The following is a 26,187-nucleotide window of genomic DNA, read 5'->3' as shown; positions in this document are numbered from 1 at the left end:
AGTCCAGCCAAATTATGCAGACTCGTGGCCACATCGGGATGGTCGGGGCCGAGAGCCTTCTCCCGGATCGCAAGCGAACGCTTGTAAAGAGGCTCCGCCTGCGCGTAGTCACCTTGATTATCGTAGAGCACGGCTAGGCTATTAAGACTCGTCACCACATCGGGATGGTCGGGACCCAGAGCCTTTTCCCGGATCGCAAGCGAGCGCTTGTAAAAAGGCTCCGCCTGCGAGTAGTCACGCTGGGTTTTGTAGAGCAGGCCTAGATGGTACAGACTCCTAGCCACATCGGGATGGTCGGGGCCGAGAGCCCTTTCCCGGATTTCCAGCGAGCACTCAAAGAATTGTTTCGCCTGAGCGTAGTTCCTTTTACTGTAGTAGCGTTGGCCTTTATTATCCAAGTCTAACGCCCTTGTTTCGTACCCAAAAATATCCACTAGTAAGTCTTCTGCTGCTTTATCAAGTTCTGGCTCTGTACCCATCATCCCTCCAGAGATATCGGTCTCCTTTTGCGTATATTTTAATGCGGTGTAGAAATCCACGCCCTATGGGAGTGCTCAGAGATATCTGGCTCTGCCTTGCGAATTCTTACAAAGTCGCGGTGGCGAAGCCAAAAATTGGCCAGGAAGGCCCCCCCCTATGGGGGTGAATCGGCTAATTTCAGAGATTTTTTTACTCCATTAAGAAAATAAAGTCAGCAGGAAATGGTACTTGTCGGATCGCGTTGTTCCACCTTTCCGACTGCTCGGCAAAACTCAACGCCAATAACTCCCGGTCGATTGATCACAAGATCACGTCCTAATCTGGCCGGGTGCATATCCACTCGCTGTCCGTTACAAGCAGTGTCACACCGTACCAGGAGAGGGTTTCCGTGCTTTGTCAATAGCTCGTTCCATGGTCTTGCGCTCGCTCGCTGCCTCATTGATGACCTCCATATAGAAAAGCTCTTGCCCTATCTCATATTCAATCACAGGGGCCTTACATGCGGAAACTACGGCGTTTTTTCGCTTACCGGGTTCACTGGCAACAATTGCGTAGATGTTCAGACCTTCAGAGTATTCATTCTGCTTTTACTCGCACTGCTACAACTTATTCTGAACTCTAAGCGCCACCACTTTGAGCACATTGACGGCGGCTAACTCGGCTTACATTTTGGACAACTCTATAGTTTCAGTATATCAGGGTTGCATTGGGTGGAAGAAACATGGGGGGATTATGGAAAAATGGCGCAAACCGACAGAGAAACAGACCAAAGCCAAGAAATCAGGCGTGTACGCCAGCGTGGCTCCTGAAAGGATTGTGATTGATCTAACGAAATTTAAGGTTGAGCAGAAAGAGGCTTGAACTGAAGCAAGAGTTTCCTGAGGGTTTGGGTCTAATAAAAAAAGTTGATGGAGCTTATAAGCGGTGACTGACTTTTGAGTGATGTGGACATCGTTTTGGGGGAAGTGCCAAACACCGAAGAGACTGGGGATACCTTGACTGAGTATGTCAAGGCAGTGGATGGCCATCTCAAGTTTGCCTGTTCGGACATGAACTATTCGGATGAGGAGGAAGCCGCCTTCAAGCGTGGATACAAGATGGGAGTTGAGGCCGCGAGGAGCGAACTTTTGAAGTTCAGTAGGCGACACGGCTCTTGTGGCCTATGCTAGGGCAGTGAGGAAGGTTGTACATGCCCTTCTTCAGACTCATCAGCAGCGGATCAATTTCATGGAGGAGATGACGCCTGATGAGTTGGCCTCAAGGATTGCCTTCTATTTTGATGAATGTACCAAAAGGCTCAGGTCATTTACGGTTTCAGGGCTGGCATATGCGGTTGGGTTCATGTGCAGGCAGCATTTGTTAACATTCATAAGGAACAGCCAGCAAGGGCAAATCGGCATGAGCATGACCGCGTATTGCAACGAGAACTGTTTGAATTTCATGATCTCTTTTTGCTTTTTAGTAATTTATACTTGGACAAAGCGGAATATTAGGCCGTATACGATAAAGTTCATTGGTCAATTAGCAGTTTAATATATGAAAATTGATATTTTGAGGTATAAATTATAAATATATTTTCTTGTTGGCATATTCGAAAACTATATTAGTTAAAATACTGTTTGTTATGTGTTAATTTTCATTATTTTGCATATATGATAATAAACTTAATGTATTGTACTTATTTTTTGTATTTGTTGTAGTGGAAATAGTCGCATTAATAGATTGTTCAAAATTTTCATTGTTTATAATAATGATGTTTTTGTCTTCCTTGATGCATTGTCTGTTAAGATCAAATTTGTCATTGTCCGAGTCGGAGAGTTCGTTGTAGATTACGGCTCTCTGAATTTTATAGTTAGCTGCGTATCCCATTGCCAACCTTGACCCGCTATCATTTCCTAGATTGTTTTTAGCATAGCTAGCTGACAAGACTATGCAGTCACTGAAAAGTGCTTGTAACCTGTCTCTGTCTTGATACCGACCAGATAAAGCCATTTTAGATTTTGCATCAGTGAGGTATTCAGTAATTAGTAAGCCCTCATTAGTAACAATATCGATAGCTAAATCTTTGTTTTTTGATGGTAATATATTGCTTAATGGGCTTGGTAAAATTGCAATTGTTTTCCCTTTAGATTGCAAAGCTTGTCTGTGTGCAATTGTGTCGCATCCAAGTGCGAGCCCGCTTACAATAGTTGCACCTTTATTAACAAGTTCATTAACAACACTTCTTTCAATATTCTCTATGTTAGCATCTGGGTGGAGTAGTCCTATTACGGCAATATTTTTATTTGATTTTTTTAAAAGATCTAAATTTCCTTTATAAAATAAAAATATTGGTTTTTCGCTGTCTTTAACGTGTCCTCTGTGTGTTGGAAAGTTTTCGTCTCCTATTGCGATTACGCCATCAATATAACTTGATGAGTTATGTATTATTTTTTTTAAATTATTTTTTTTGTTCTCAAAATCGTCAATTGTTATATCAAACTCTGTTTTTGAACTTTTATTAAGTTGCTCTATTAAAGAGTTTATGTTTTTATAATAATTTATATTTTTTGACACCCATGCGCGTCCAATTCCTTTATACATCAATGATGCTAAAATATTGAGGGCATTTTCCGTATATTTCATATTATACTTACCTATATGTTGTTTAGCGTACTGTTTTCGCAACTGAGTAAAATATTACAGATTTAGCGCCTTGTTCTAATAGTGCTTCAATTGCGTCTTCAATAATGTTTATTGTTTGTGTATAAATATCGTCAACTAGCAATATGCTTTTATTTCTAATGCTGTCAGAAATGTGGCATGTGTTTTTTGTAATCCCTTTGTACGGATAGTCTCCATCATTTTCGTAATTAGGTGTGTTTGGTGGCAAGTGGGTTGTTTTTGTGTTCGTATGTCGAACAATTCCGTTTGTTTCGTCTATTAACCCATTAATATTTGATGAAACGTAACTTACCGTTTTTTTAAATAATAACTGATTTGGTTGATATGTTGATTTTGCTCTTGGAACAACGCAAACATATATTGGTTCTGAATTAATTTTTTTAACGATTAATGGTAAGTCTGTATGTAATACATTTAAGAGATCGTTTACTGCTGAATTTAAATATGATGCTGAGTAGCTGTTGTATGTGTTTTTTAAAATATTTATATAGTTTGGATTCCCTGGTTTTTTGTAGCCGACATAATCGGTATGGAAAAATGCATTAATTTTTCTGCTTAAAAAATAATTTGATTCAATGACAAATTCATTCACAACTAGACTCTCCATATGTTATGATTTGGAATGCCAGATGATATTGCTTGAATAATTTCTGTTTCTTCATTTTCAAATAGAATTATGGTAGATGGTATGATGTTTAATTCCGCAATCGCTATTTCAAATTTGTTTGAATTGTTACTTATTTCAATATTTTCATGTGTGAAAATTTTTGTAAAATAATTTGTCAAATTGTAATATTCTAATGTAGATAGAACTCTGCTTTGTTTGCATTTACTTACAAGTAATGTTTTATTTTTTTTTGATAAACTAATTAGAGTGTCAGTTATGATTTTATTGAGATTTGTAAACGATGTGTATTTGAAGTAGTTATTATCTTTATACTGAATTATTTTATTATATTCAAATGGAGAAATTTTCCCTAATAGTTTATGTAATGAATTTCGAGTCAAGCGTTCTGAAGGATTATACTCAATGTTTTGATTTTTTTTGTAAATTGTATTTATAGCTTCTTTATAGGATAAATAATTTGCATAGTTTGTTTCGACGATAGTTCCGTCTAAATCAAAAAAAATAACGTCGTCATTCTTTATTTTTTCCAGAAATTTATTTAATAAATGATTTGGTATGTTATTATTTTTATTCATTTTAAAATTTCAAATTATATTGAAAATATGTTTTTATATATATGATGTTTACGTTGTGGTTACAATTTTATGAAATGATATCAATTTGCAGCTATTCTTAGATTCGAATTTGTCAATGTGAAGTATAATTAGTTTAATTTTGCTAATTCAAAGTGTTGTTATGTTAATAAAAGATGTTCTGCCAAAGGCGCAAAGCCTAGAATGAATTATTCACGTATTTCTAGTCTTGCGAGTTTCAATTACTTTAAAATATCTTCGAAGTAAGGGCCAAAGGCCCCTTTGATTATGTTGCCATCGGAGATTGGCTGTCTTTTAGGCAAATGTGCATTTGCTTCTTCTAGTTCTTTGTGGATTTTGTCGACCCATTCTTTTGATGGGCCACATTCGTACAAATTATTGTACATCACTCTTCCAATATTTTCATCATTTTCGATAAAAAATTTATATGCGTTTTTTACAGAATCTTCAGGAGTATAGACAGAAATTATATTTATATTCTTCATTAAGTTTGCAGTTTCTTTTTCCGTTAGATCTTGCTTTAACTTGCATTTTAAAATTGGACTAAAAGAAAAAAAGCGTTCTTTTGATTCTGTATCTGTGACTATTTTTATAAAAAAAGCATCTTTTACAAGCTCATTTTCAAAATAAAAAATTATAGTTTCTCCAGAAATAAATGATGCGCATTTAATATCGTAGTTCATTCGTTGCCTCTTTGATTCATACCATGTCTATTTGTTAATATGTAAAATTCGCTAAAATACGATAAATTTTTTTTATTGAGCGCAATTATAATTAGATAATTATGCTTAATTCTCACACATTTCACTATAGTGAGTATTATAGACATGCCTTATCTAGTTACAAAACTATTTACCTTTTTTATGTTAGATTTTTTCAATAACTTCTGCAAGGGTGTCTATTCTTCTCATCTCTCCTTTCGGAGGTAAATTTTTCCCCAAAGCTTTTCGAATACGCCGCGCATCGATACGTTGAGTATTTTGATTTTTTTTAGCCAAGGCAAGGGCAAAAGCTAACACCAACGTTCGTTCCGTGGTCTGGGTTAGTCGATGAGGATTTTCAAACAGTTCGTGTAGGCCCTTCATGATTTCTTGGGGTATTAGCCCATTCAATCGCTCTAATAATCCAAGGTGGATGGCGTCATCCTGCCCGGATTTGATTTGATAGATAACTAGTTCAAGAAAAATATTCTGCCACGTACTTGAACTTGGATCGTTAGGCTCACAATCTTCGAATAGATTATCGTCATTCTCAGAATATGTGAAGGGAGACTCAACAGGATAGTTTTGATTTAAACTTGAAGGAGCCAAATCTAATGACTCATAAATATTGAACGCCATCCCGCCCCAGCGATGAGGAATATTGTGATCTATCTTGCGAATTTTTGGCAATTCTACTGCCTTCTCGGTATCTGTTCTTTTCATTACGACAAGATAATTCGTAAACACGCTGACTAGGTTGTATTCAACGGCCAACTTGACGGCTTGATCTTTGGGATAGTCCTTGATTTTCAAAGCTGCGGCAAAACGAGGCAGTTTCTCTCCGTATTCATTCACCTGTTTTACCGGTGCGCTACACGTTAAAGAGCCTTCGGGAGTCTCCAGGCTGAACCTTACGCACTGTGGCAGGGACTCCAACCAAGCGCAGACCATGATCATGTCACCTTCAAAAACGGGTGGTAAGTTTTGAGGAGCAATGGTCAGGGGCTTATTTTCGTCAAAGTCGAGGTCGGGCTTGCCAGTCAGTGGAAGGATCATGCGTTTAAAATGCTCGAAAACTTTATTGCCCATGTCTTCGCACGGACTAACGAAAATCGCTTCGCCCCTTGTTTTTGAAGAAAGTGTGTGAAGAATACCGCGCTCAACTGCCGATCCCACACCGATGCAGAATACACGGTGATTTCTACGACAGAGTCTGTCTGCGACAGAGGACATATCCCAGACTTGGCCGTCAGTGATGAGTAGGATGTCCTCAGACATGCCCACGGGAGATGCAGAGGACAGCGCTTTGTCCAAGGCATTGGATATTTCTGTACCCCCCATATTCGCGTCCATGGTTCTCACCATGGCCATGGCAGCCTCAATGTGAACTTCGTCAGCGATTTCCTGTTTTCGAAAAAGCATTGTGCTCGAAAATCCGAACTGAATTATGTTGAAACGATCTTCAGGGCGAAGTCGGTCCAGGATACGCAGCAGAGCTTCACGGGCCTGAAGGATCGATTCCCCAGCCATGGAGCCAGAACAATCAACGACAATTTTGACGCTTTTCGCTGGAGATACTGCTGTGAAACGTGGACTAAAGCCAGCACAGACGACGTACCCGCCTTTGTCCATAGCGCATATGGCAAAAGCCGGAGGCAGGCTTTCAGACCGGAAAACTACGATGAAATCCCGATCCATCGAAATAGTTGGCGCGGAATGGGTAAGCTTGGCTTGGCCATATTCTTTTGTCAGAAAGGTTTTGTGGCTTGGGGCCAAAATGACTGCGTTTACCAGGCAACCCTTGATATTTACTTCAATGCTGCAACGATTATCGGCGAGCAGGCTGGTGGCAGGATACTGATGTGGATCCAGGCCTCGAACTGATGGGTCTCCGTAAAGTGGCGCTAGCGTCGTCGGCAGTTCATAACGGGCCTCGTTTGACTTGATTCGTAAAATCTCCATGAACTCTATAGATACCTCGGCAAGTTCATCGGGCAAGATATTTCCGATGTTCAAAATGTAGGTCCTTCCGGAAACTCTGTGGGTAACGTGTTCAAACTGACCTCGGATACAGGTCGAGTCCACCACAGAAAAAATAGATCGCCGTCTTGAAATGATCCTTGTTGCTGTACCCGCACGCCTTTCGCTTGATGCTCATGATCTTGCTGTTTAATCCTTCGGCGACGCCGTTGGTGATCCGGTGGCGGCAGAAAGTCAGGATATTTTCAAGATGCCGCGAAAGTAACTGTCCCACCCGCTTCATTGGTTTCAAGTCGGAACGATCAATCCATTTTATCCAACGTTTGAAGAATCTACGTCCCCATCCAGGAGACATATAGCCCCACAATGACTGCAAGTTCTCTTTCATGGCCCACGCTTTGGCCACCTTGAGAGTGCTGGTCTTGAGGACGTCGAATGTCGGCTGATGCTTGGCAGGCAAGTTCTCGGGCCGAAACAGCCAAAGGTACTTGGTCCCTTTGAGGGTTTCGTCGCCCTGAGTCATCAGGGCCTTATGTTCTTGCTTGCGCACTTTATCCACGGCTCCGTTCACGTGTTTCATCACATGAAATCTGTCGTGGACGATTTTGGCTCCGGCATCCGGCACATGCGCCATGGTCGCCGTGAAATATGGCTCCCACATATCCATTGCGATGGCCCGTATAGAATCCAGTTGATCGGGTGAGAGCCTGCGGTAATATTCCTCCAAGCTGCTCTTCTTCCGCTCTTCGGAAACATGCTCGACCGTGCTGCGCATAAGGTCGCAGACGATGGTCATGTAGGAGTGCCCTTTGCGGAATGCTTTCTCGTCCACTCCGAGATAATGAATCGGACGGGCCTCCTTGCGTGAAAGACCTCGTCGAACAGCTCGCTCCATTACTCCCCAAACCTCATCCCATGTGAGTTTCAGCAAGCGCCGAGAGCCTTCCACTGTCGAGCACTCCGTGAGCACATCTATGATCCAGCGTTCCATGAGCAAGGTGAAGCGCGACCGTGGCTCAGCCCAGGGCACAAGCACCTGGTGCACTCCATGTTCCGGACATTCAACTCGTGGAACTCGGGCATGAAGTAACGTCTTGAACTGACACGTATCCAGATGGCGCCAGACTCGTTCCCCTGCATGGTCCCGGCAGGGCAGAAGCTTGCCGCATTCTGGGCAGGGCCAGCGCTCGCCCGGGCCATGGTTTAGCCAAATATCAACACTATTCTCGGATACTTTCAGATCAACCTTGTCAACAAACCAAGGGGCTTTGACTCCAAGAATCTGCGCGTAAAGTTCGGTGTCTCTCATCGGCGTCCTCCGTGAGAAGACTCCTAACCAAGTCATTTACCCACAGCAATTCCGGAAGGACCAAAATGTAGAGGCCCGAGTCCAGGCGTTCCAGCATAATCGGTGAGTCGCCATCGCACACCGCCTGTTCGTATTCTTCTTGAGCTTGACTTTTTTCAACAGCCACGCCGTGCATCTCGCGCTGGCCGATTTTCACGCGTAGATTTGTCAACACTCCATCGATAGGCAGTGGGAAGGTGTAGACAGTTTCAATGCTGGCGTCCTCACTGTTGACAAATATGTAGGTCATGCGCGTGGCGGCAAGATAGTCGTGGATGTCAACGCGGATATCTACTCCTTGGAGGCAGACGTTGCGTGAATCAGTGGTTTTCAATGTCGGGGCAGTGGTGTCGGAATACATGGACGTCACTCCTTTGAAGTCATAGAAGAAACCAAGTCGGATATTTTTCCAGCTAGCCGTCGTAATTGTTCAGTATTGAGTTTTAGTTCCGAAGGATCAAGGTGTAGTTCAAGACCGGGTGCCAACCACACTTTGGAGCAGATTTTGATCTCTCCGGGTCGCTGCATTGTTTCAGGAATCCCAAGGCTGGTCTGCTCCCCTGACATGATAGCCCGAATGGCATCCAACGATACGCCGGCGGCTTTCCATTTTTCGACCTCCAATAGCTGGCGGACATGCTCACGGGTGTAATGGGCTGCCTTGCGCTGACCGACGGGGCGGTCAATCAGTTCTTTCTGGATGTAAAATCTTATTGTCCTTGGTGATACGGAAGTCAGGCTACTGACTTCGGCTATGCTGAGTTTGTTATCGATTGTGTTCACGAATTACATATGCGACACTTAAGGTGTTTTTGTAAAGTGTCGTAAAAATATTTCAATATTAATTTACTCCATTAAAACAGATAGTAGTCTTATGTTTAGTTTTTAATTTCAGGTGTCTTTAAGTGCGCGGACGATAATCTCAAAGGCGAGGTCCCGGTTCCAAACAGAATCACGAGGTTGCGATATAAGAGTGTTTCCCTAGATGGGAATCGGATGGGATTTGTGTTCCGAAATATGCTTTTGTCTGGAAAATTTAGACTCGTCAGATAAAAAAATGGAAACAATTTTAGCTTGTTGCAATAAGGTGAGGATGTTGGGAATGTGGGATTCATGAAGCCACCACGATCTGAATCGGGGCTGCAATCAAGTAAACCATCACGATGTAGAGAAGGTCCCGGTGCTCATCGTCGGCCCCTGCGGCACCGGCAAGAGGCACCTTGCCCAGGCACTGGGCCACATCGCCGTACGTCGCGGCTACGACACTGTGTTCGCTTCCCACGCTAAGTTGCTAGGTCAACTCGCTTCAGCGCGGGCTGTGGGCAACTTCGAGCGCAAGCTGGCGGCACTGACCAAGGCAGACCTGCTCATCATCGACGACTTCGGCCTCAAGCCAATGCGCCCCGGTCAAGACGAGTACTTCCACGACGTCATCGCGGATCGCTACGAGTGGCGGCCATCGATTATCACCAGCAACCTCGACTTCTCGGGGTGGAACGACGCCTTCCACAACAAACTGCTGGGCGGGGCCACTCTCGACCGGATCAAGCACGGCGCCTATCAAATCGTGCTGGACGGCAAGAGCTACAGGACTACACGCAGTGATCTTTCCCCTTGCAGTGGCGACTCATAAACACATAACCAGACGAGGTTCAGAACGACGAGGATAACTCCGTCAATCTATGGTTTAAATTGATTTTCCATGTGTGCTTCCCATCTATTTTTCATAATTTCTAGCTTATCAAATTCAACTCCATGAATGTTTTTCCAATCTCCATGACATTCGATTATTTGAGTTGAATATTCATATTTTTTAGCCATTTTCAAATATGGTTCATATTCCCATTTTTTAATAAACGTATTGGATACGGCACATTCGTGCCCATGAATCATAAGATTTTCGATTTCATTTTTGCACCAAGCATGGGCTTCTTTGATCTTGGTATGATCAAAGTTATAATTTCCATTTACCGTAAAATACATATCTGCTTCGCGATGAAAATCTTTGCTCACGAGTTTTAGCGCCAGTGTTGATTTACCAGATCCGGGCAATCCTCTCAAAATGTAAAGTATCTTATTCATATCCAATAATGCTCCTTTTATTTGATTATTGAACGACTATGTTTTGTCGTGTCATTCTTACTTGTTCTGGGAAGAGCATTTTTTCATGGTCAACTGCGTTTTTTTTGCTTATTTCGGGGGATTTTTTAATTTATGCCACAATTTTAGTGGGTTGTTGCTTGGTAATGAGTGAGCTGCTTATTTTTTGGATATTCTTGACAGTTGATTAACTTTTGTTAATTGGCAGGGCCATGGGATTCGTTGATTTCTCAAGGAGCCCGTCACGGATTGCTGGTGTTTCGGTCCAGCAGGGTCTGGCCAAACTTTTTGGGATTCAGCTAGTCTTGGATACTTTAGTGGAGAGGAGTGGGTGCCCAAGTTTTCGGTACTAACTCCCTCGGTTTGATAAGTTTGACGTAAACCCTTGTGTACGGGTTTGCTCGGGCTTGATCATTATTTTCTGTACAAACCAACGCTACGCTCAGAACAACGAGATCGACATTCTTCACGTTTTTCGTCGTGTCCGGTGTGATAGCAGGAACTACGCATAGGTTTATTAGGTCTCTTGTGTTTACTTATGTTAATCGCTGAAATGTTGGAGGTATTACATGCCGCAGAGATTTTGTGAATACGGGCATCCGCTTGCTTTCAACGCTTGGAACCGGACGCTGCCTCCTGAGGACGGACGAAATTGAAAACCGCTTTTGATCATCTTATGCCGCCTGAACGATCGAGCGAGGTCAGTGATCGCGTGGACTTCTTGGGCTGCGTTTCGCAGGATTTGGAACTTCTTGTTCTGCCGTTATATTTGCATCGGATACCGGCGGGGTTCCCCTCTCCTGCCGATGATTACATCGAATCGGGCTTGGACTTGAATGATTTGCTTGTCAGGAATCCCGCCGCGACCTTCATGGTCCGGGTCAGCGGTGATTCCATGATTGGCGTGGGTATCCATGATGGGGACATCCTGGTGGTCGACCGGTCTGAGACGGCGGTGCATGGCAAGATCGTAGTCGCGGCCCTGGATGGGGAGATGACAGTCAAACGCCTTCACCTGAAAGACGGACAGTGTCGGTTGGTTCCGGAGAACAAGGCTTTCCAGCCCATACAGGTCGGCACGGAGCAGGATCTTCAGGTCTGGGGGGTGGTCGTGGGCGTGGTCCGGAGGGTCTGATGATTGCCGCCCAAAGCCGGGACTTTTTCGCGATGGTGGATTGCAACAATTTCTACGTCTCCTGCGAGCGGGTGTTCCAGCCTGCGCTCGAAGGCAAGCCGGTAGTCGTGCTCTCCAACAACGACGGCTGCGTCATCGCCCGGTCCAACGAGGCCAAGGCTCTGGGCATCGCCATGGGAGAGCCGGCCTTCAAGCGCAAGGCCTTCTTCGCGGGCAATGGCGTGCGGATATTCTCATCTAATTACGCGCTCTATGGGGATATGTCCGCCCGGGTCATGCAGGTGCTGGCAGGGTTTTCCCCGGAGGTAGAAATTTATTCCATCGATGAGTCCTTCCTGCTGCTCAGGGCCATGAGTCCGGCCAGGCTCGTTCAGATCGCCGACGACATCAGGCAGACGGTCCACAAATGGACGGGGATTCCGGTCTGCGTGGGAATTGCCAGGACGAAAACTCTGGCCAAGGTCGCGAACAGGTTGGCAAAGAAGACCCCTGCCAGTAATGGAGTCTGGCTGCTCGATGAGACGCAGGATATCGAGCGGCAGTTGGCCAAGATCGATGTGGGCGATGTGTGGGGGATCGGGCGCCGCTATTCGCGGTTACTGAAGGCTTCGGGCATCAATACCGCCGACAAGCTTGAGCAGGCTCCACGGGATTGGGTGAAGAAGAATCTGACCATCGCCGGGTTGCATACGGTGTTGGAACTGGGACAAATACCGTGCGTAGCGTTTGAGGAGGTTCCGCCCACGGCAAAAAGCCTTGTCTGTTCACGATCCTTCGGGACCCGGATTGCCGAGTTGGATAGCCTGGAGGAAGCCTTGTCCGCGTATGTCCAACGCGCCGCCGAAAAACTGCGCGTCAAGAAGCTGTTGGCCGGGGTGGTGCAGGTATTTGTTGAGACCAGCCGCTTCCATCCCGATCCTCAGTACAACGGCAGCGGTAGTCAGGCGCTGGCCGTGCCCACCTCGTACACACCGATCCTGCATGCTCAGGCTCTGCGCATTCTGCGGCGCATCTACCGCGAGGGGTTTAGGTACCAAAAAGTCGGGGTCATGTTTCTTGAACTCGTGCCGGAGAACAACCGCCAGCTATCCTTCATGGAGCCAAGCGGGGAAGAGCGCAGGAAACAGCAGGCCCTCATGAACGTGCTGGACAAGGCCAATGACAGATATGGCCGGAAGATTCTGACCCTGGCCTCGTCAGGAGTCGGACACAAACCGTGGCACATGAGACAGGAGCGGAAATCGCCCCGGTACACGACGTGCTGGGCTGAATTGCCGCCGGTGAAATGACCGCAACCAATGACGGCGGATCTGGAAATGAATTATAAGAGGTGGATATGTAAGATCGCAGTCTGGGCTGCTCTAATGCTTCTGCTTGTCATACTCCAAGCCGAAGCAGGGTGGGCATGGACCGGAAAGGTTGTCGGAATCGCCGACGGCGACACGATCACCGTCCTGCGTGACGGGCACGACCAGGTTAAAATCCGGCTTTACGGCATTGACGCCCCCGAGTCAGGACAGTCATTCGGCAAGGCCTCGAAGCAGAACCTGTCGTCCATGGTACACGGGCTATTTCAGCAGAGTATGCTGACTGTGCGCGGTCAGGCATTTTTGGGTAAGCATGTTAGGTCGATGATGAAGAAGCATGAGGAGAGGCAGGGGAGGGCTGGCGAGATGTGCGGTGTATGACAGTAAAGATTCTTGATTATTTGAAGAATCTGAGTTTATAGGATCGAGAAAATAATCTTTTTGGGCGAGGCTATCAATGAGCGACAAAGAACTCGTCGGAGTGAAAGGCTGGTTATTGTTTCTTGTTTTAAGTTTAAGCGTTCTTAGTATTTTAGGAACTATTGCATCATTAGGTCAGTTCAGCATTGCAGAGCACCTATACCCTGGTTTAAAATCTGTCGACACATGGCAAGCCTTTAAACAATGGATTTATATTTTAGCGTTAGCTTCTCTCAGTATGAGATTTTTAAGTGCATATAGGCTTTATTATAAACACGAAAAATCAAGTGTGGAATTAGCTATATTTACTTTGTGGATTACTGGACCTGTATTGTCGATATTTATTATAATTTTAATGCACAGCTTGCTTGATGATGGGTTGCAAATATTTAGTTTAAAAGAAACTATAATAAATTTTATTGGCGCTATATGTTGGACATTGTATTTAAACAAATCTACACGAGTTAAAAATACGTATTATTATGAACAAATAATTAATAAAAATCAATATGGTGACAAGATTGTATTGAGTGACCCTGTAAAGCAAAGTTATTTAAGGTCAATCAATAATATGTCACACAGCATACCAGAGAAGCTGCTTGAGATGCCTGTTCAGACATACAAACAAGATTCAGTGAAGCACAGTGAGATAGCCATGAATAATAATGAGTATTCAGAAGTGTTTAACGAAGACGAACTGTATTTACAAGCAACAAATGAAGTGGAAGATGGGAGTCAAGACAAAGCGCTGTGGGCTAAGTGCATGGCTCTATGTGAGGGCGATGAGGCCAGAGCTAAGTATAAGTATATTAAAGAGAGAGTTGATAGGTTGCGAGATGTGAAAGTAAGAAAGATTGAGGAAGAGAGGATAAAATATAAAAAAAATATCGATAATATAAAATTTCGAAGTTTAGATGATAAGGTAAGAAAGTACTTAGACATAGATCATATTGATGAGTTTAAGGAAATACTAAAACAGAACGGATGTGACATAATTCTTGTGCATGAAGTTGTTCAGTTTTATGATAAAAATCGGACATTCCGAAAATTTCAGGATTCAGACAGCTTTGTTTCTTATTTTGTAGACACATATCCAGATATAGTGAAACTATAAATATAATAGAACTACAGCTAAAAGTTTCCATATGCAAGAAGAATCAAACAGCAATACTTATTATATTAAAGCAAGTGCATGGACATACACGGGTGTAGTTCTGACGGATGTTTTTTTAGAGGGGTATCGGTATAGTAATTTTTTTGTGGTCATCCTAATCGGAGTAATTTTTAGCATACTTTCTGCTAAATTTTTTTATTTCATATTTGGATATTATTTGAGAAGAAATTTTAAACTAAAGAATATAGCCAAGGACATCGACAAAATTCATGCTCTAAGAAAAGAAATAAGAAATTATCAAATAATAACCGTAGCGATTATTTCAATAATTACAGTTTCGAATTTAAAATAATCTATAATACGTATTTATGATTATATTTTTTATACTAATTATAAACATACAATAGAATGTTTTGAAATGGGAATATTCAGAAATATCGCTGTGAAAACACCAGTCAAAAAAGCATTGCTTGATGTGACTGGTGAAATTGAAAAAATAAATAAATCACTAGGCAATGCTTATAGTTTTGGTGACATGGTTTTATTTTACGCAAAAAATAACCCTACAATTGAACTCGATTTAATAGACGAAACATGGGAGGGTACATTCTTTGGTGTTGTTGCCCACAGAGCGCAGTCCGAAATGCCATCAAGTTATTTAATTCAAAATGAGAAAGAATTTACTGTAGTCGTGTCATTAATCTTAGAATGGGTGCATAATTACGGAGGTGATATTTCGAATATAACTAAAAAATTTGATTAATTGAATATCAACATTTATAAGAAAATATGAAATAAAATTCAAAAAAAGGTTTACTATGAAATTTTTTTTATGTGTTCTTTTTATGTGTTTATTTTTTGTAAGCTTGTCGCACAGTCAACAAAAAGGAATATTACAAGAAGGATACCATACTCCTGGAGCTATTTACAGCCAACCTTCTAACTCTGAAGCACAGTCAGCTCCGGCATCAAATAGCCAGAATTCAGAGATCAAAAATGAATATATAAAAGAAGCCAACATTTTAAAGGCAAAATACGATACATGCATGGTAGAGCACGATAGAATGCCAACTCCAACAAGCGCTTTTGATCTTCAAAAATCATTAAAATATAAAGAATGCAAAAGATATTATGATACTTATATGCAACTTACATCCAGAGTAATACAGTTAGAGCAAGCTGGATTTTAAAGAGACTATGGCGAGTGTTTGGTAATTATTGTAAATATGAAATAGTTTTCGTGCATAATTCATGACATAGTTTGTTCTTTATCCTGTATCCACACTTGAAGGCGGCTTCCCGAGTGTGTGTGTTGGTATCAGATTTGGACTGGAGGCCAGCCGGGGACAATTCTCCTCACGAATACGGGTATCTGCGAGTCTCGGCTCGACAGGAAGGACGCCCATTGTAACCATCCTCCCTGGCGCTGATGACTGGCTACTCAGCCAAGCACCGCTGAACGCTGGAAAGAGAGCAACCAATCTGTTCGGCTATCTTTCTAAACGATACACCTTCAGCCCTGAGCTGCGCCACTTGTTTACGGTCAACGGTCTTCTTCCTGCCACCATGACGGGCCTTGTACACGCCAGCCGCCTTAGCCTTGGCTATCCCCTCTCGTTGCCTCTCTCTGATTATGTTACGCTCGAACTCCGCAAACGAGCCCAGCACCTGGAACAACAGCTTGGCGAACGGATCCTGCGTGCCATGATTGACGAACGTCAGACTCTCTTTGTGGAACTTCACCTTCACACCCTTGGTCAACAGGCCGTCGATGAGGCTCTGCAAGTCCTGTAGGCTACGGGCCAGGCGGTCGATGGAGTGGACACTCAGCGTGTCGCCGTCACGCAGATAGGCCAGGCACTCCTGTAGGGCTGGTCTGTTAGTGGAGCCACCAGAAGCCTTGTCCTCGAATATCCTGTCGAAGCTGATGCCAGTGTCCGCGAGCTGCCGATCTGTGTTCTGGTCTGTTGTTGAGACTCTAATGTACGCTACGTTTGCCATGATCGTCCTCGTTGGTGAGGGTGTGTGCTCAGTGCGGAGTTGTGCAAATGGCTCCGTATGTACCCGATGGCATCTAGATGTCAAGTTTAAGTGTACCCAATATTCAATTCTCCCAAGTTATCGATACATGATCCCGTACCCGTTCAACGTGCCCGTCAGGGTGTACTCAATCGGGTATACTGCTGTTCCAAGAAGGATCAAAAATAAACAGCTAATCAATGATCATAAACATGGGTGCATAAAATAATTAAAACCATGTGCGCTATAAGAAATTGAAAAGCGAAGTGCATTTTTAAGTTAAGTCAATCAAAAAAAACGAATCATAATTTTTTATAGCAATAATGTTTTTAGAGGTTGTTTTAAAAACATGAATATGCTATATAGTATGCATGAGAAATGAAACTATAAAAAATATCGAGTTGAAATTGGCAGAGGAAGTTTTGAAAAGTAATAATGATAAGCTCAAATATATAGAAATAGTCAACCTGATTAAGGCGACAATAACATTTCAAGCAGTCATAAATATTGTGTCGAATCATGACGCTGGTTTGACTATTTCTGAATTAAAAGAAAATTCAGAATTATTGTCATCTATATATATTAATTGCTATCGTATAAACAAGGAAATTAATGATATTAATAAATTGATAAAAATTTAGCATGGTAAGTTGTTAACAAAAACCTTTACATTATAAGGAGAAACAATGGAGTGGGCAAAAGTTAAGAGGCTTCGTCCTGCAAGCGATGAGCCGGAGGTAATTATAAAAAATAATAGAATAACATTTAATGTTGTGTTGGATCGTTGGGCAGAACTTGATAAGTATAACTATGTATGTATATATTCTGATGACGAAAGCAGGCGGCTTGGTTTTAAGTTTTTAAGAAAAAAAGACGATAGCGATGCTTTTAAACTATCACGAGCTGGAAATCGAGGTTGTTGGTGTTATAGTCGAGATTTATTTTCAAAGAGCTGGGTGCGTAAAGCAGCTCAAAATGCAGATTTAAATCGATTCGCTTGCACAAAAGAAGAGGGTCTGTGGGTAATAAGTTTAATACCTTCTTTTGAGTCATCAGTTGCGCGGAGTGAAGCGTGTAAAATTGACTCTAATGTTACTGGAATATACAGATATTTAAATTCGAATGGGGATACTGTATACATAGGTAAGGGCTGTGTAAGAGCAAGATTCTCAGAAAAAAAACGTGAGAATTGGATATTTGAAACAATTGAATACTCGATTATCAAAGATGATAAAGATTCGCTAGCGTGGGAGCGGTTTTATATTGATAAGTTTAAGAATGATAACGGTGGAGAATTGCCACTGTATAATAAGATTAATGGTCAAGGATAATAAGTAGTATAGTGAATAGATATTAAACCTACTTCTTCAGTTGTAAATAATCGTATAAGTGGTTTTCCTGAGTAATGTCACGAACTGGCAAGTTTCTCAGGAAAGCCATTTTTTATTGGTGGTACATAAACTAGTGATCAACGTTCAGATTGCATAAATAATGAATGGTTTTTGCTTAAGTTTCAATAAAATTTATTAATTTTTATAATTGTTTAAATATTAAATTTAGACGTAAAGCCATTAAGAATATTATAGGCCTGCGTGAGCAATTTTTTTGCTTGTCGCAATGTTTGCGTCAAAATTTTGTGAATTTTGCGAATATGCGAATATGAGAATTACGCGAATATGCGAATAGGATAATATAATTGTGTTAATCGTTTTTCCAACGCGTGTTGATCAAACTGGAATTGAAAATCATAATAGCATGGTTTTGCGTTTGGTTATTCCCCTTAAAAGACTTCTCATGGGGAAATTCCAGTTTAAAAAATCCTAATGTACTATCGTATGGGGAAAAACCAATTCAAAAAAAATTGAATTGGATAAGGACTTGCTCTTCCAGTTCAGTAATAGCCTCGGTTTTAAAAGAATCAAAAAAAAACCGAACCTATTGAAAAAATCGTATTCTCTGATTCTCTGATTCTCCGATTCTCCGATTCTCCGATTCTCTTTTTTTTTAATGTTTCGAAAATCATTCATTTTAACATATTTGGTTCATGAGGTGTTAAAAAAAATGTGTTTCCCACTTTTTTAAATTGGATAGACAAATTATCTGCCCACAAAAAGAGGTTATATCGATTAGAGCCATCATTGAGAAGTTTTGTCGCAGATTTTGTTTGGTTATTTTTATAATAGAGAAATGAAATTAACACGTGTTTAAGATTTTCAACAAAAAAAACATTAGGCGTGTAAAGAAAAACTTTTTTCCTGGAAATATTTTAAGAAAATCATTCAGATTGATGTCTGGAAATTTTAATAGGTAATGGATTTTTAGAATTCAAATAATAATTAATTTTAGTTAATGAGGAGATGTTCATGGATAAAAATACACTTATGTTTAATGTTCTTTCTGTCGCGAAAAACGCTAGTGATGGTAGTTATATTGATAAGATAGCTGCAATTAAGAATATCGAAAATTTACTTTACGATGCCGTTGAGGAAGAAGATTACGAGTCTTTTTTTCTTAATGTTGAGGAGATGAAAAGTGAAGATTTGGATGGCGAAGATGAGTTTTCAGATGGACCCGTTATAGATGAAATTTATAACGAAGTTACACACAAGCTTTTTGGAAGCGGCGTCTGGTACTACATGTATATGCAGACGAGTATGGATGATATTGATGCTTTCAATGATTGCTTTTATATATCGAGTCCTGTTTATACAGATTTTGGTGGATGTATGTACCTCGCTGGTGAAGTGATTTTTATTAATGAAGATGATGAAAGTTTGATAAATGCAAATGGAAGTGACTTTTATGTGGAAAGGGAAAAAATCATTTCAGCACTTGAGGATCTTGCTTACGTGTGCTTTGTCATTAGCAATATTTAATAGGTTTGAAAACGAGTCGCTTATAATTTGATGGTGACATGTGTAATGAGTTGGCAGCTTTTTCAAAATGAAAATGAGTGAGCTGCCAGCTTCATTGCATCAAATCGTAACTACAAAATAATCTGTTTCCGAACCTTCGGCAGGTATGCATTAGCGATGGATAGCGTTCACTATTCCATTTTAATCAATTTTTTGTTGTTTTTATTACGCGACATTTCGTGTGTCATTTAATTCATTGTCAATCTCTGCGATCCACTCTGCTGCCAATTCTTTTTCTTTTTTAAAATTGTCGGGTTCTGTCAATTTCAAAAAATGTCGAAAGTCTTGCATGGCTTGAGCTTTATCTCCCTTAATTTCCCAGTTAAAAAAGCCAAGGCAGAAGTACAGATGATATTTATTTTCATTTGTTGTTACCCAATATATAAAATCTTCTACTTGGGAGAGATTTTCTGCTTCAAATTCTTCTTTGGCGCACATCCTGTAATATCTCAATGATGATTTCATGTTCCCATTATATGCAAAAAGAAAAGCTAAATTCAATTTCCATATTGGATCTTTTATTTTTTTACACTTTTTTAATACCCTTATGGCTTCTGTTGTATTTCTATCTGTAAAAAACAGATCAATAGATTTTAGCAGTGTAAGTTCGTAGTCGTTAAAAATTATGTTTGTGCTAATCGATGCCATGTATTGTGAAAAATTTTCAATATTCTGGAAAGATTTGTCTTGTCTCCAATTTTCTAGACAATTTTTTGCTTTTACCAGATTAATTTCTGCGAATCTTTTTGGTAATCTTTGTTTTATTTTCGAGTACACATCGATAGAATTTTTAGAATTAATTGGTCGTTTGTTTAAAGAATTGTATAGAGAGTTTGCATACTCAATATTTCCTGAACAAAATGCTGCAATGCCAATAATATACGTTGAAACGAATTCAACCCATTCACTTGTAATGTTGAATGAAAATATATCTTCATCTTCGGGTATTTGTATTTTTTTGGGGAACAGTTCATTGAACTCAATGTTTAAATTGTCACTATTGCCTTTAGAAATTGGTCGATGTTTGACTATGCCGTCTAGTTCTAGAAAATAATAATTTTTCCCTTCATGATTTCGATGTCTTGCTCTTCCGTATATAATGAATAACGACTTTGTTTTTTCCATTAATTCAGAAGCGCTCTCAACATCATCAATTTGTTGAGAAAGATGTCGGCGAATTTCGATAAAATGAAATTTATTTTCTATGTTGTTATTTTTAATGAGTTTTTTTAAGTTAATGACGAAGTCTTCTCTGATACAGTTTTCTTTATTTTTTTCTGAACAATATATGGAAACAACAAATCCTATCTTGCCTTTTGGTGTCTTTTCAATTTTTTTAAATTTATACCATATTAATAAAGTTAAAAGTGATAATACAATACAAAATGAGTATGTTATAAAATTTTCTAAATTCACACTTTTTAAGAAATAAATTATTAATAAATTTTCTAAAACGATTATGCTAGCTAATATGTACCAATGATGCCAGTTCTCATGGAAAAAATTTTCAAATCTTTTGAATATTTCGATTATAATGTCCATTTAGGCTTTTCTTTGTTTAGTTTTGTACTGTGATATATACTTTAAATAATTTTTGAATTTTTTTATTCCACACCAAGTGCCTTAAAAACCGCATCCACAGGGTCCGAATAAAAACTCGTCTGAAACTTCGCGAACAACTCCCCAGGTATTGTCGGGATGTCCGTGACACTACTCATGGGTATCAGGATGCGCTTTGCTCCAGCGTCAAAAGCAACCTGAAGGCTCGCTGCCAGGTTCGCTGCGGGAACAATGCTTCCGCCCAAGCTCATATTGCCGAGGATGACCATGCTGCCCTGCACTGGCCGCGCGAGGAGGCCTGAGCAGAAAGCCACTAGGCAGGGCAACGTCATCATATCCGTCGGTCCGGTATTGTGCAGTTCGATAATGTGTAGATGATAATCCCGCTCTGACGGCTTGGAGGAAGCGCTAACGCGGGCAGCGTGCGCCTTGAAATAGTCGAAGGCGACCTTGATCGGTTCCTTGGCCATGGAGCTGGTGCCCACGCCCGATATGGACAGCTTTCCGTTTCCGGCGGTGACCTGCAATTCCAGACGGTACAGCCCTAGGTGTCCATTGGAGCCCGCGCCTACCGTATGGAGGGTGCCTGGGTTGAGGGGGCCTTCTGGGATTAGAGAGCTTCCACCCTGCTCCAGTACTCCGACAAACTTTTCTTCCAGGCTTTCCTTGTCGATGTAGCTGAAATGAACGTCGTAAAATTCCATCCCACCCAATTTCTTGAGCTGCTCCTTGACCCTGCGCCGTCCTTCGAGCGCGTAGCGCAGGCAGCGTTCAACGGCTTCCTTGTCGAACTCACCGTGTGGGTAGAGCAGCTTCAGCAGTCCTGAGACCGTCTTGCGCACGCCGATGGTGTCACGCTGATTGAGGTTGTTTCCGAGTGAGAAATAGCGGTCGATGGCGTCGGCATAGGTCGTCTTGCGCATCTCCCGGAAGAATTCAGCCATGTAGTCTACGATGAAGCCGTACTGGTTTGTGAAAAACTCCGGGCGCATCTTCGGGATTTCCCAGCCAGGGATATAACAATGAAAGCGATCGAAAAAAGCCGTGTCGATCATGGCTTCAGGAAAGGGCGCGAACAGGTGACTGGTTTTGACCAGCGTATCCACGCTTTGGTTGATGTTGCCCACAAAGACCATGGCCGCGTTGGCACTGATGGAGTCGCGACCTCTGGAGAATGAACCAGAGGCCATGAAATCCTTCATAATCTGCACGCCGTCCTTGTCCTTGAAGCTTATCCCGGCCACTTCGTCGAACGCGACCACATCCCACACGCCGACCAGGCCCACCTTGTGCGAACCCATGTTGTAGAACAGATTGGCAACCGTTGTCTGACCGCCGGAAACAAGGATACTATTCGGGCTGATCTCCTTGTACACGTGGCTTTTTCCAGTTCCGCGCGGCCCGAGTTCGCAGACGTTGTAATTATTTTCCACCAGCGGAATCAACCGCGCCAGAAGGTGCCACTTGGTTCGGTTTTCCAGGGCTGACGGTTCCATGCCCGTCGAGCGAATAAGGACATCAAGCCACTGCTCTTCTGTGAAAGCCTTGCGCCCCTCGTAGAACTCTCCCATATCCATGCCCGGCATCTGGATCGGCTTGAGTTCGGATATGGAAAACGGCGAACCTTTTTGCCCTTCCTCGAAATAGTAATTTATGGAGATGATGCACCAGATCCCGCCCACGAGCAGCTTTTCGAACTGCTTCACGATGGTGCTGGAAATTTCGACACCCTGAACGCCAAGATTCGAAAGTAAGGCTTCGTAGCAATCCCGGCGCTCGTTGAGCTTGACCGTGACCTTGTCGATGACTTTGAAGCTTCCACGCTCCCGGATGATCGATTTGACCTTCTCCGCCTCATCGGGACGAACGTAGTTCTGGGAAAGGATGTCTTTGACGCTTTGGATACCTTCCTGGATGATCTCCTCGTCGTCTGAGGCGCAGTACATCCCGAGCAAGTATTCGAGAACATAGACAGGCACATTGGCCCCTTCCTTCAAAAGCTTGGTCAGATCCTTGCGGACCACTTTTCCTTGGAAAGAGGTATTAAGCAAATTGTCAATTCCAATCACTGCATGCGAAGTTGACATGAAGAAATCCCTTTATAACTATTTAAGTAAATTAGATATTTTTTGAAAATATTAAGTTCATAAAGATGTATATTTATTATATTTCAGATTTAATGACAGATTTCATGTCGTTTATATGATTAGAGGTAAAAAAAATGCACCGCTTCTTGTTAGCTAGTTCGACATCAATTTCGTTATTTTGAGTATGAATTATTTGAGACTTAATATCGTTATTCGGATTATTTGCATGTTTAAACATAGCTGCGTGATTTGGGCAGAGTGCGATATAGTTTTGATAGTGATGTCTAGTTAATTTAGGCAAAATTTCAACAGCTTCAAAGTAATACTCACCATTATGCAACTTAAAAGGCAGAGGTTGTTTGCATATTTGGCAAATCATAACGCCATCATCATTTGTGTATTCATTTTTTAAATACGGATAAGTTTGGGATTTAACTTTAGATAAATTTGGATTGATAGATCTCAATCTCTCTTCGGTGACGCGATCAGGGGAATTAATCGCATTTTCTTCAACAATCGCAGCGCGACGATCTGGATTTTTTGACGATTTAAAAGGAAGTTCTGTTTGTAGTTTTTCAAGATAATAATTTTTAAAATTTATTCGTTCTTCAGTTGTTAGACTAGCAAACCATTTAGCATCTTCAAGAATTCTATCATCTTCAAATCCCAATTCTTTTGCTAGTGAAATTTTTCTTTTATGTTCATCCGATCGTTTTATAGTTTCTTCTCCAAAACGAATAGCCTTTAACCAGGGCCAATCTGAAGCGTAAGGAAAATTTCCCGGCAACAAATCCCTTATTGCATCACATGGACGAACAAAGTTGCCATCAACTTGTGGAATCCAGGAAGAATTATCAAGTGTGCATGCTAACTGTGATGGAGCTTGTGTTAAATTAAATTTTTTACTTGGACGAAATTTAGCTTCAAACACTTCTTCGTTTAAGTGCATCAGTGTTTTCCAAATTAATAGCGACAATTCAATAGATGGCTTCTTTAAAGCTTGTTCTAATCCTGGAATAATCCAATCAATATTGATATAATTATTAGACCATCGTTCATTATAGTGAACATGCAGAATTGATTTATGAGGATTATTACTAATATTGGTTTGTTCAACAGAAATATTATGTAATACTCCAATTTTTTTGCAAAAATTTGTAAATTTGTATTTGTCAATTTTAGAATTAGCGTAAATATCAGAAATATTAGAAAGAGAGTTGGTAGATATCTTGTCTTCGTAAAAATAAGTTAAAAACGAATTTATATACGGAGAATCTAAAATTAAATCTGAAGACATACAGAATGCATTGTGGCTGTTTAGTAAAAAACCAAATCTACAAAAGAATGATTGATAAGAAGGGTTTTCTGATAAGAAATCAATAAATTTTTGTATGTCATCTAGATGAGATTCTAGATTGTCTAACTCAAAAACTTTATTGTCATGATATTTTTGAATCAAAATGTCTGCAATCAGTTCAAATTCGCCAACTTCAGAGACTCCCATTTTTGTAAGAAAGTTTTTTGCACTGGTTTGTTCATTTATGTTCTTGCCAGATGTATATGTCTCTTCATGTACAAATCTTGAAAAAGATGTACTTTGCTTATTCTTACTATTAAAATAGATAAGTTGTCCATTGCTATATGATTCGTCATCTAGTTTTATGATAAATAGATTTTTAAGATATGGTAGTTGTGTTACGTCAACTTCGGTGTCGAGGAAGGCGTAAAATTTCTGATGCCATTCATTGCTTTTTGATTTTAGCCAATTTTGTATGTGAAGAGAGTCAATGCTGTCACTCGCTTCGTTAGTTTTAAAAAGGGCAAATATATCATCTATATCAAAAATTTGTGCATTAAGTGATGCAAAGAATTTGTCTGGATTACTATTTTTTTGTGGTATATTAGCTGCCCATTTGTACGGTCTTTCATTGTATTCGTAAATGAACTCAAGGTCATTATCTTCTATAACATTTTTGAATGATGCCTTCGCGTGAAATAAATATTTAGCTGGATAGTACCATTTGTCATGTGTCGGAGTTAAGTCTTTGTTATTCATTATCTCAACAATTTTTTGTTCTATAATTTCATATCGTTGTTGAATATAATCGTGCGGGTTAGGAAGGACTCCCAAAAAATCAACGTTTAAAAGTCTTAAGTCGCGTATATGGAATAATGAGTTGGATACTAAATCAGCTAGCTGTTCAATAAGTGGGAAGTTAACCGCTGTTTCTTTGACACTAGCGCGGCTAAGTTCGGTCACAAAAGGTGCGTGTATATGAAATCTTAAACCAGAGTGCTCTTTCTCTGCAACAAATGATATTGCGACTAGGCCTGGATTAGCATTTATTATTTTAAACTGATCTGACAGTGGTAAGTTCGGATCAAATGAATTTGAAGCTTTTACGAAATCAAGTTCAAACGCTACAGCAACAAATTGTCGCTTTAAATCTGGAATTTTTTCAATGAATCTAAGAAAATGATAATGCTGAGAATTTCTCCCTTCAACTTTTTTTATAATTTCTATATGATTCGAAGGGTGTTTAATTCGAATTAACTCGCCAGATGTAATATTTTGTGCCTTAAAATCAATTTTTGTAATTTTATTCAAAAATAATATCGAATAAGGAGAAAGTTCGTCGAAGCTAGACAAAATCTCCATATGGGCGTCAGAAGATAATTTTTTTGAATTGTTAAAAGGGAATTCAAATCTTGTTTTTAAAGATGGAGTTTGATATTGTTTAATTTCAAACGGAAGTACAAGGTCTTTAATTTCAAAAGAATATGTAGGGGAATATATTTTTGGGGACTCTGTATAGGCAAATACTGCTTTAAATCCAATTCCAAATTTTCCTATTCTATCGACATCGTCGCTTTTTGTTCCATCGCCAATATCAGTAATGGCGTAGATATCTTTTTCGTCGAAAGGCCTGCCATTATGCTCAAAAATTAATGATTCTTTTGATAAAGTAAAACTAACCTCTGTAGCATCAACATCTTCTGCGTTTTGTAATAGTTCATAAATAAAGTGCGCACTATCAGGGTAAAGATCTTCTATAATACGGCGAATACCGGTATGTCTCTTTAGAACCCGTGCAAGGTCTTCCCTGTCTTTTCGGACCTCTGCAACAATTGTCAT

The 26,187-nt window shown here is 40.8% G+C and carries 24 protein-coding genes; 10 read left to right on the top strand and 14 right to left on the bottom strand.

Translation table 11 applies throughout. The annotated features are described in order from the left end of the window. Positions 1-539, bottom strand: a 539-nt coding sequence (locus tag BMZ40_RS13735) for a tetratricopeptide repeat protein (protein WP_218143778.1), incomplete at its 3' end; no start/stop codon positions are given. A gap of 673 nt (positions 540-1,212) precedes the next feature. On the opposite strand from BMZ40_RS13735, the gene BMZ40_RS20060 reads away from it, so the two are divergent. After that, the gene (locus BMZ40_RS20060) at positions 1,213-1,341 is read left to right on the top strand and encodes a hypothetical protein (protein WP_281243798.1); all 129 of its coding nucleotides are present in this window, start codon (positions 1,213-1,215) and stop codon (positions 1,339-1,341) included. A gap of 768 nt (positions 1,342-2,109) precedes the next feature. Here BMZ40_RS20060 and BMZ40_RS13720 read toward each other — a convergent pair. From BMZ40_RS13720 to BMZ40_RS13690, 8 genes are all read right to left on the bottom strand, one after another. Further along, positions 2,110-3,105 (bottom strand): DNA-processing protein DprA, encoded by a 996-nt coding sequence (locus BMZ40_RS13720; RefSeq protein WP_092376917.1) that lies wholly within the window; start codon positions 3,103-3,105, stop codon positions 2,110-2,112. A gap of 22 nt (positions 3,106-3,127) precedes the next feature. Then, positions 3,128-3,736, bottom strand: a complete 609-nt coding sequence (locus BMZ40_RS19325) for an amidophosphoribosyltransferase (RefSeq protein WP_143075645.1) — start codon at positions 3,734-3,736, stop codon at positions 3,128-3,130. 2 nt (positions 3,737-3,738) lie between these two features. Beyond that, positions 3,739-4,347, bottom strand: coding sequence for an HAD hydrolase-like protein (locus BMZ40_RS13715; RefSeq protein WP_092376913.1), 609 nt, complete (start codon positions 4,345-4,347; stop codon positions 3,739-3,741). Positions 4,348-4,586: 239 nt separating this feature from the next. Then, entirely contained in the window at positions 4,587-5,048 is a 462-nt protein-coding gene (locus tag BMZ40_RS13710; protein WP_092376910.1) for a hypothetical protein, read from the bottom strand. Positions 5,049-5,231: 183 nt separating this feature from the next. Next, positions 5,232-7,082: a VWA domain-containing protein gene (locus tag BMZ40_RS13705; protein ID WP_092376907.1), complete on the bottom strand. Its 1,851-nt coding sequence runs from the start codon at positions 7,080-7,082 to the stop codon at positions 5,232-5,234. A gap of 37 nt (positions 7,083-7,119) precedes the next feature. Then, on the bottom strand, positions 7,120-8,355 hold the full coding sequence (locus BMZ40_RS13700) for an ISL3 family transposase (protein ID WP_092376905.1): 1,236 nt from the start codon (positions 8,353-8,355) through the stop codon (positions 7,120-7,122). Continuing rightward, on the bottom strand, positions 8,297-8,755 hold the full coding sequence (locus BMZ40_RS13695) for a VIT domain-containing protein (RefSeq protein WP_092376902.1): 459 nt from the start codon (positions 8,753-8,755) through the stop codon (positions 8,297-8,299). The genes BMZ40_RS13700 and BMZ40_RS13695 overlap by 59 nt, the downstream gene beginning before the upstream one ends. Positions 8,756-8,760: 5 nt before the next feature. Continuing rightward, positions 8,761-9,177 (bottom strand): helix-turn-helix domain-containing protein, encoded by a 417-nt coding sequence (locus tag BMZ40_RS13690; protein WP_092376899.1) that lies wholly within the window; start codon positions 9,175-9,177, stop codon positions 8,761-8,763. A 397-nt stretch (positions 9,178-9,574) separates the two neighbouring features. Here BMZ40_RS13690 and BMZ40_RS13685 point away from each other — a divergent pair, with 397 nt between their 5' ends. Further along, positions 9,575-10,027 carry an ATP-binding protein gene (locus BMZ40_RS13685; protein ID WP_281243797.1) on the top strand — a complete coding sequence of 151 codons (453 nt, stop codon included), beginning with the start codon at positions 9,575-9,577 and terminating at the stop codon, positions 10,025-10,027. Between the two features lie 47 nt (positions 10,028-10,074). On the opposite strand, the gene BMZ40_RS13680 is transcribed toward BMZ40_RS13685, so the two are convergent. After that, a complete protein-coding gene (locus BMZ40_RS13680; RefSeq protein WP_092376893.1) occupies positions 10,075-10,476 on the bottom strand; it encodes an AAA family ATPase in 402 nt (133 codons plus the stop codon). Positions 10,477-11,170: 694 nt separating this feature from the next. On the opposite strand from BMZ40_RS13680, the gene BMZ40_RS13675 reads away from it, so the two are divergent. The 6 genes from BMZ40_RS13675 to BMZ40_RS19315 all read left to right on the top strand — a co-directional run bounded on the left by BMZ40_RS13675 (position 11,171) and on the right by BMZ40_RS19315 (position 15,660). Continuing rightward, positions 11,171-11,629 (top strand): LexA family protein, encoded by a 459-nt coding sequence (locus BMZ40_RS13675; protein ID WP_092376890.1) that lies wholly within the window; start codon positions 11,171-11,173, stop codon positions 11,627-11,629. After that, a complete protein-coding gene (locus BMZ40_RS13670) occupies positions 11,629-12,918 on the top strand; it encodes a Y-family DNA polymerase (RefSeq protein WP_092376887.1) in 1,290 nt (429 codons plus the stop codon). Before BMZ40_RS13675 ends, BMZ40_RS13670 begins: the two co-directional genes overlap by 1 nt. Positions 12,919-12,927: 9 nt before the next feature. Further along, positions 12,928-13,317: a thermonuclease family protein gene (locus BMZ40_RS13665; RefSeq protein WP_143075644.1), complete on the top strand. Its 390-nt coding sequence runs from the start codon at positions 12,928-12,930 to the stop codon at positions 13,315-13,317. A 76-nt stretch (positions 13,318-13,393) separates the two neighbouring features. Further along, positions 13,394-14,470 carry a DUF2569 family protein gene (locus BMZ40_RS13660; RefSeq protein ID WP_092376882.1) on the top strand — a complete coding sequence of 359 codons (1,077 nt, stop codon included), beginning with the start codon at positions 13,394-13,396 and terminating at the stop codon, positions 14,468-14,470. A 418-nt stretch (positions 14,471-14,888) separates the two neighbouring features. Then, positions 14,889-15,233: a hypothetical protein gene (locus BMZ40_RS19320; RefSeq protein ID WP_177193179.1), complete on the top strand. Its 345-nt coding sequence runs from the start codon at positions 14,889-14,891 to the stop codon at positions 15,231-15,233. 55 nt (positions 15,234-15,288) lie between these two features. Further along, the gene (locus tag BMZ40_RS19315) at positions 15,289-15,660 is read left to right on the top strand and encodes a hypothetical protein (RefSeq protein WP_143075642.1); all 372 of its coding nucleotides are present in this window, start codon (positions 15,289-15,291) and stop codon (positions 15,658-15,660) included. Between the two features lie 247 nt (positions 15,661-15,907). Here BMZ40_RS19315 and BMZ40_RS13655 read toward each other — a convergent pair whose 3' ends face one another. Then, positions 15,908-16,471: a recombinase family protein gene (locus BMZ40_RS13655; protein ID WP_092376879.1), complete on the bottom strand. Its 564-nt coding sequence runs from the start codon at positions 16,469-16,471 to the stop codon at positions 15,908-15,910. A gap of 704 nt (positions 16,472-17,175) precedes the next feature. Here BMZ40_RS13655 and BMZ40_RS19310 point away from each other — a divergent pair. Continuing rightward, on the top strand, positions 17,176-17,820 hold the full coding sequence (locus BMZ40_RS19310; protein ID WP_143075641.1) for a hypothetical protein: 645 nt from the start codon (positions 17,176-17,178) through the stop codon (positions 17,818-17,820). Between the two features lie 1,032 nt (positions 17,821-18,852). Next, complete coding sequence (locus BMZ40_RS13650) at positions 18,853-19,365, top strand: hypothetical protein (RefSeq protein ID WP_092376876.1); 513 nt, start codon at positions 18,853-18,855, stop codon at positions 19,363-19,365. Positions 19,366-19,569: 204 nt separating this feature from the next. Here the strand turns inward: BMZ40_RS13650 and BMZ40_RS13645 are convergent, their stop codons facing one another. The 3 genes from BMZ40_RS13645 to BMZ40_RS19305 form a co-directional block, all read right to left on the bottom strand. Next, a complete protein-coding gene (locus BMZ40_RS13645) occupies positions 19,570-20,946 on the bottom strand; it encodes a hypothetical protein (RefSeq protein WP_092376873.1) in 1,377 nt (458 codons plus the stop codon). A 62-nt stretch (positions 20,947-21,008) separates the two neighbouring features. Then, the gene (gene brxL, locus BMZ40_RS13640) at positions 21,009-23,015 is read right to left on the bottom strand and encodes a protease Lon-related BREX system protein BrxL (RefSeq protein ID WP_245751115.1); all 2,007 of its coding nucleotides are present in this window, start codon (positions 23,013-23,015) and stop codon (positions 21,009-21,011) included. A gap of 112 nt (positions 23,016-23,127) precedes the next feature. Then, a complete protein-coding gene (locus tag BMZ40_RS19305; protein WP_143075640.1) occupies positions 23,128-26,187 on the bottom strand; it encodes a sacsin N-terminal ATP-binding-like domain-containing protein in 3,060 nt (1,019 codons plus the stop codon).

The organism is Desulfomicrobium apsheronum, assembly GCF_900114115.1.
In the GTDB taxonomy this organism is placed as follows: domain Bacteria; phylum Desulfobacterota; class Desulfovibrionia; order Desulfovibrionales; family Desulfomicrobiaceae; genus Desulfomicrobium; species Desulfomicrobium apsheronum.
Note: the sequence above shows the minus strand (reverse complement) of the source record. Positions and strands in the feature narration are given on the sequence as shown.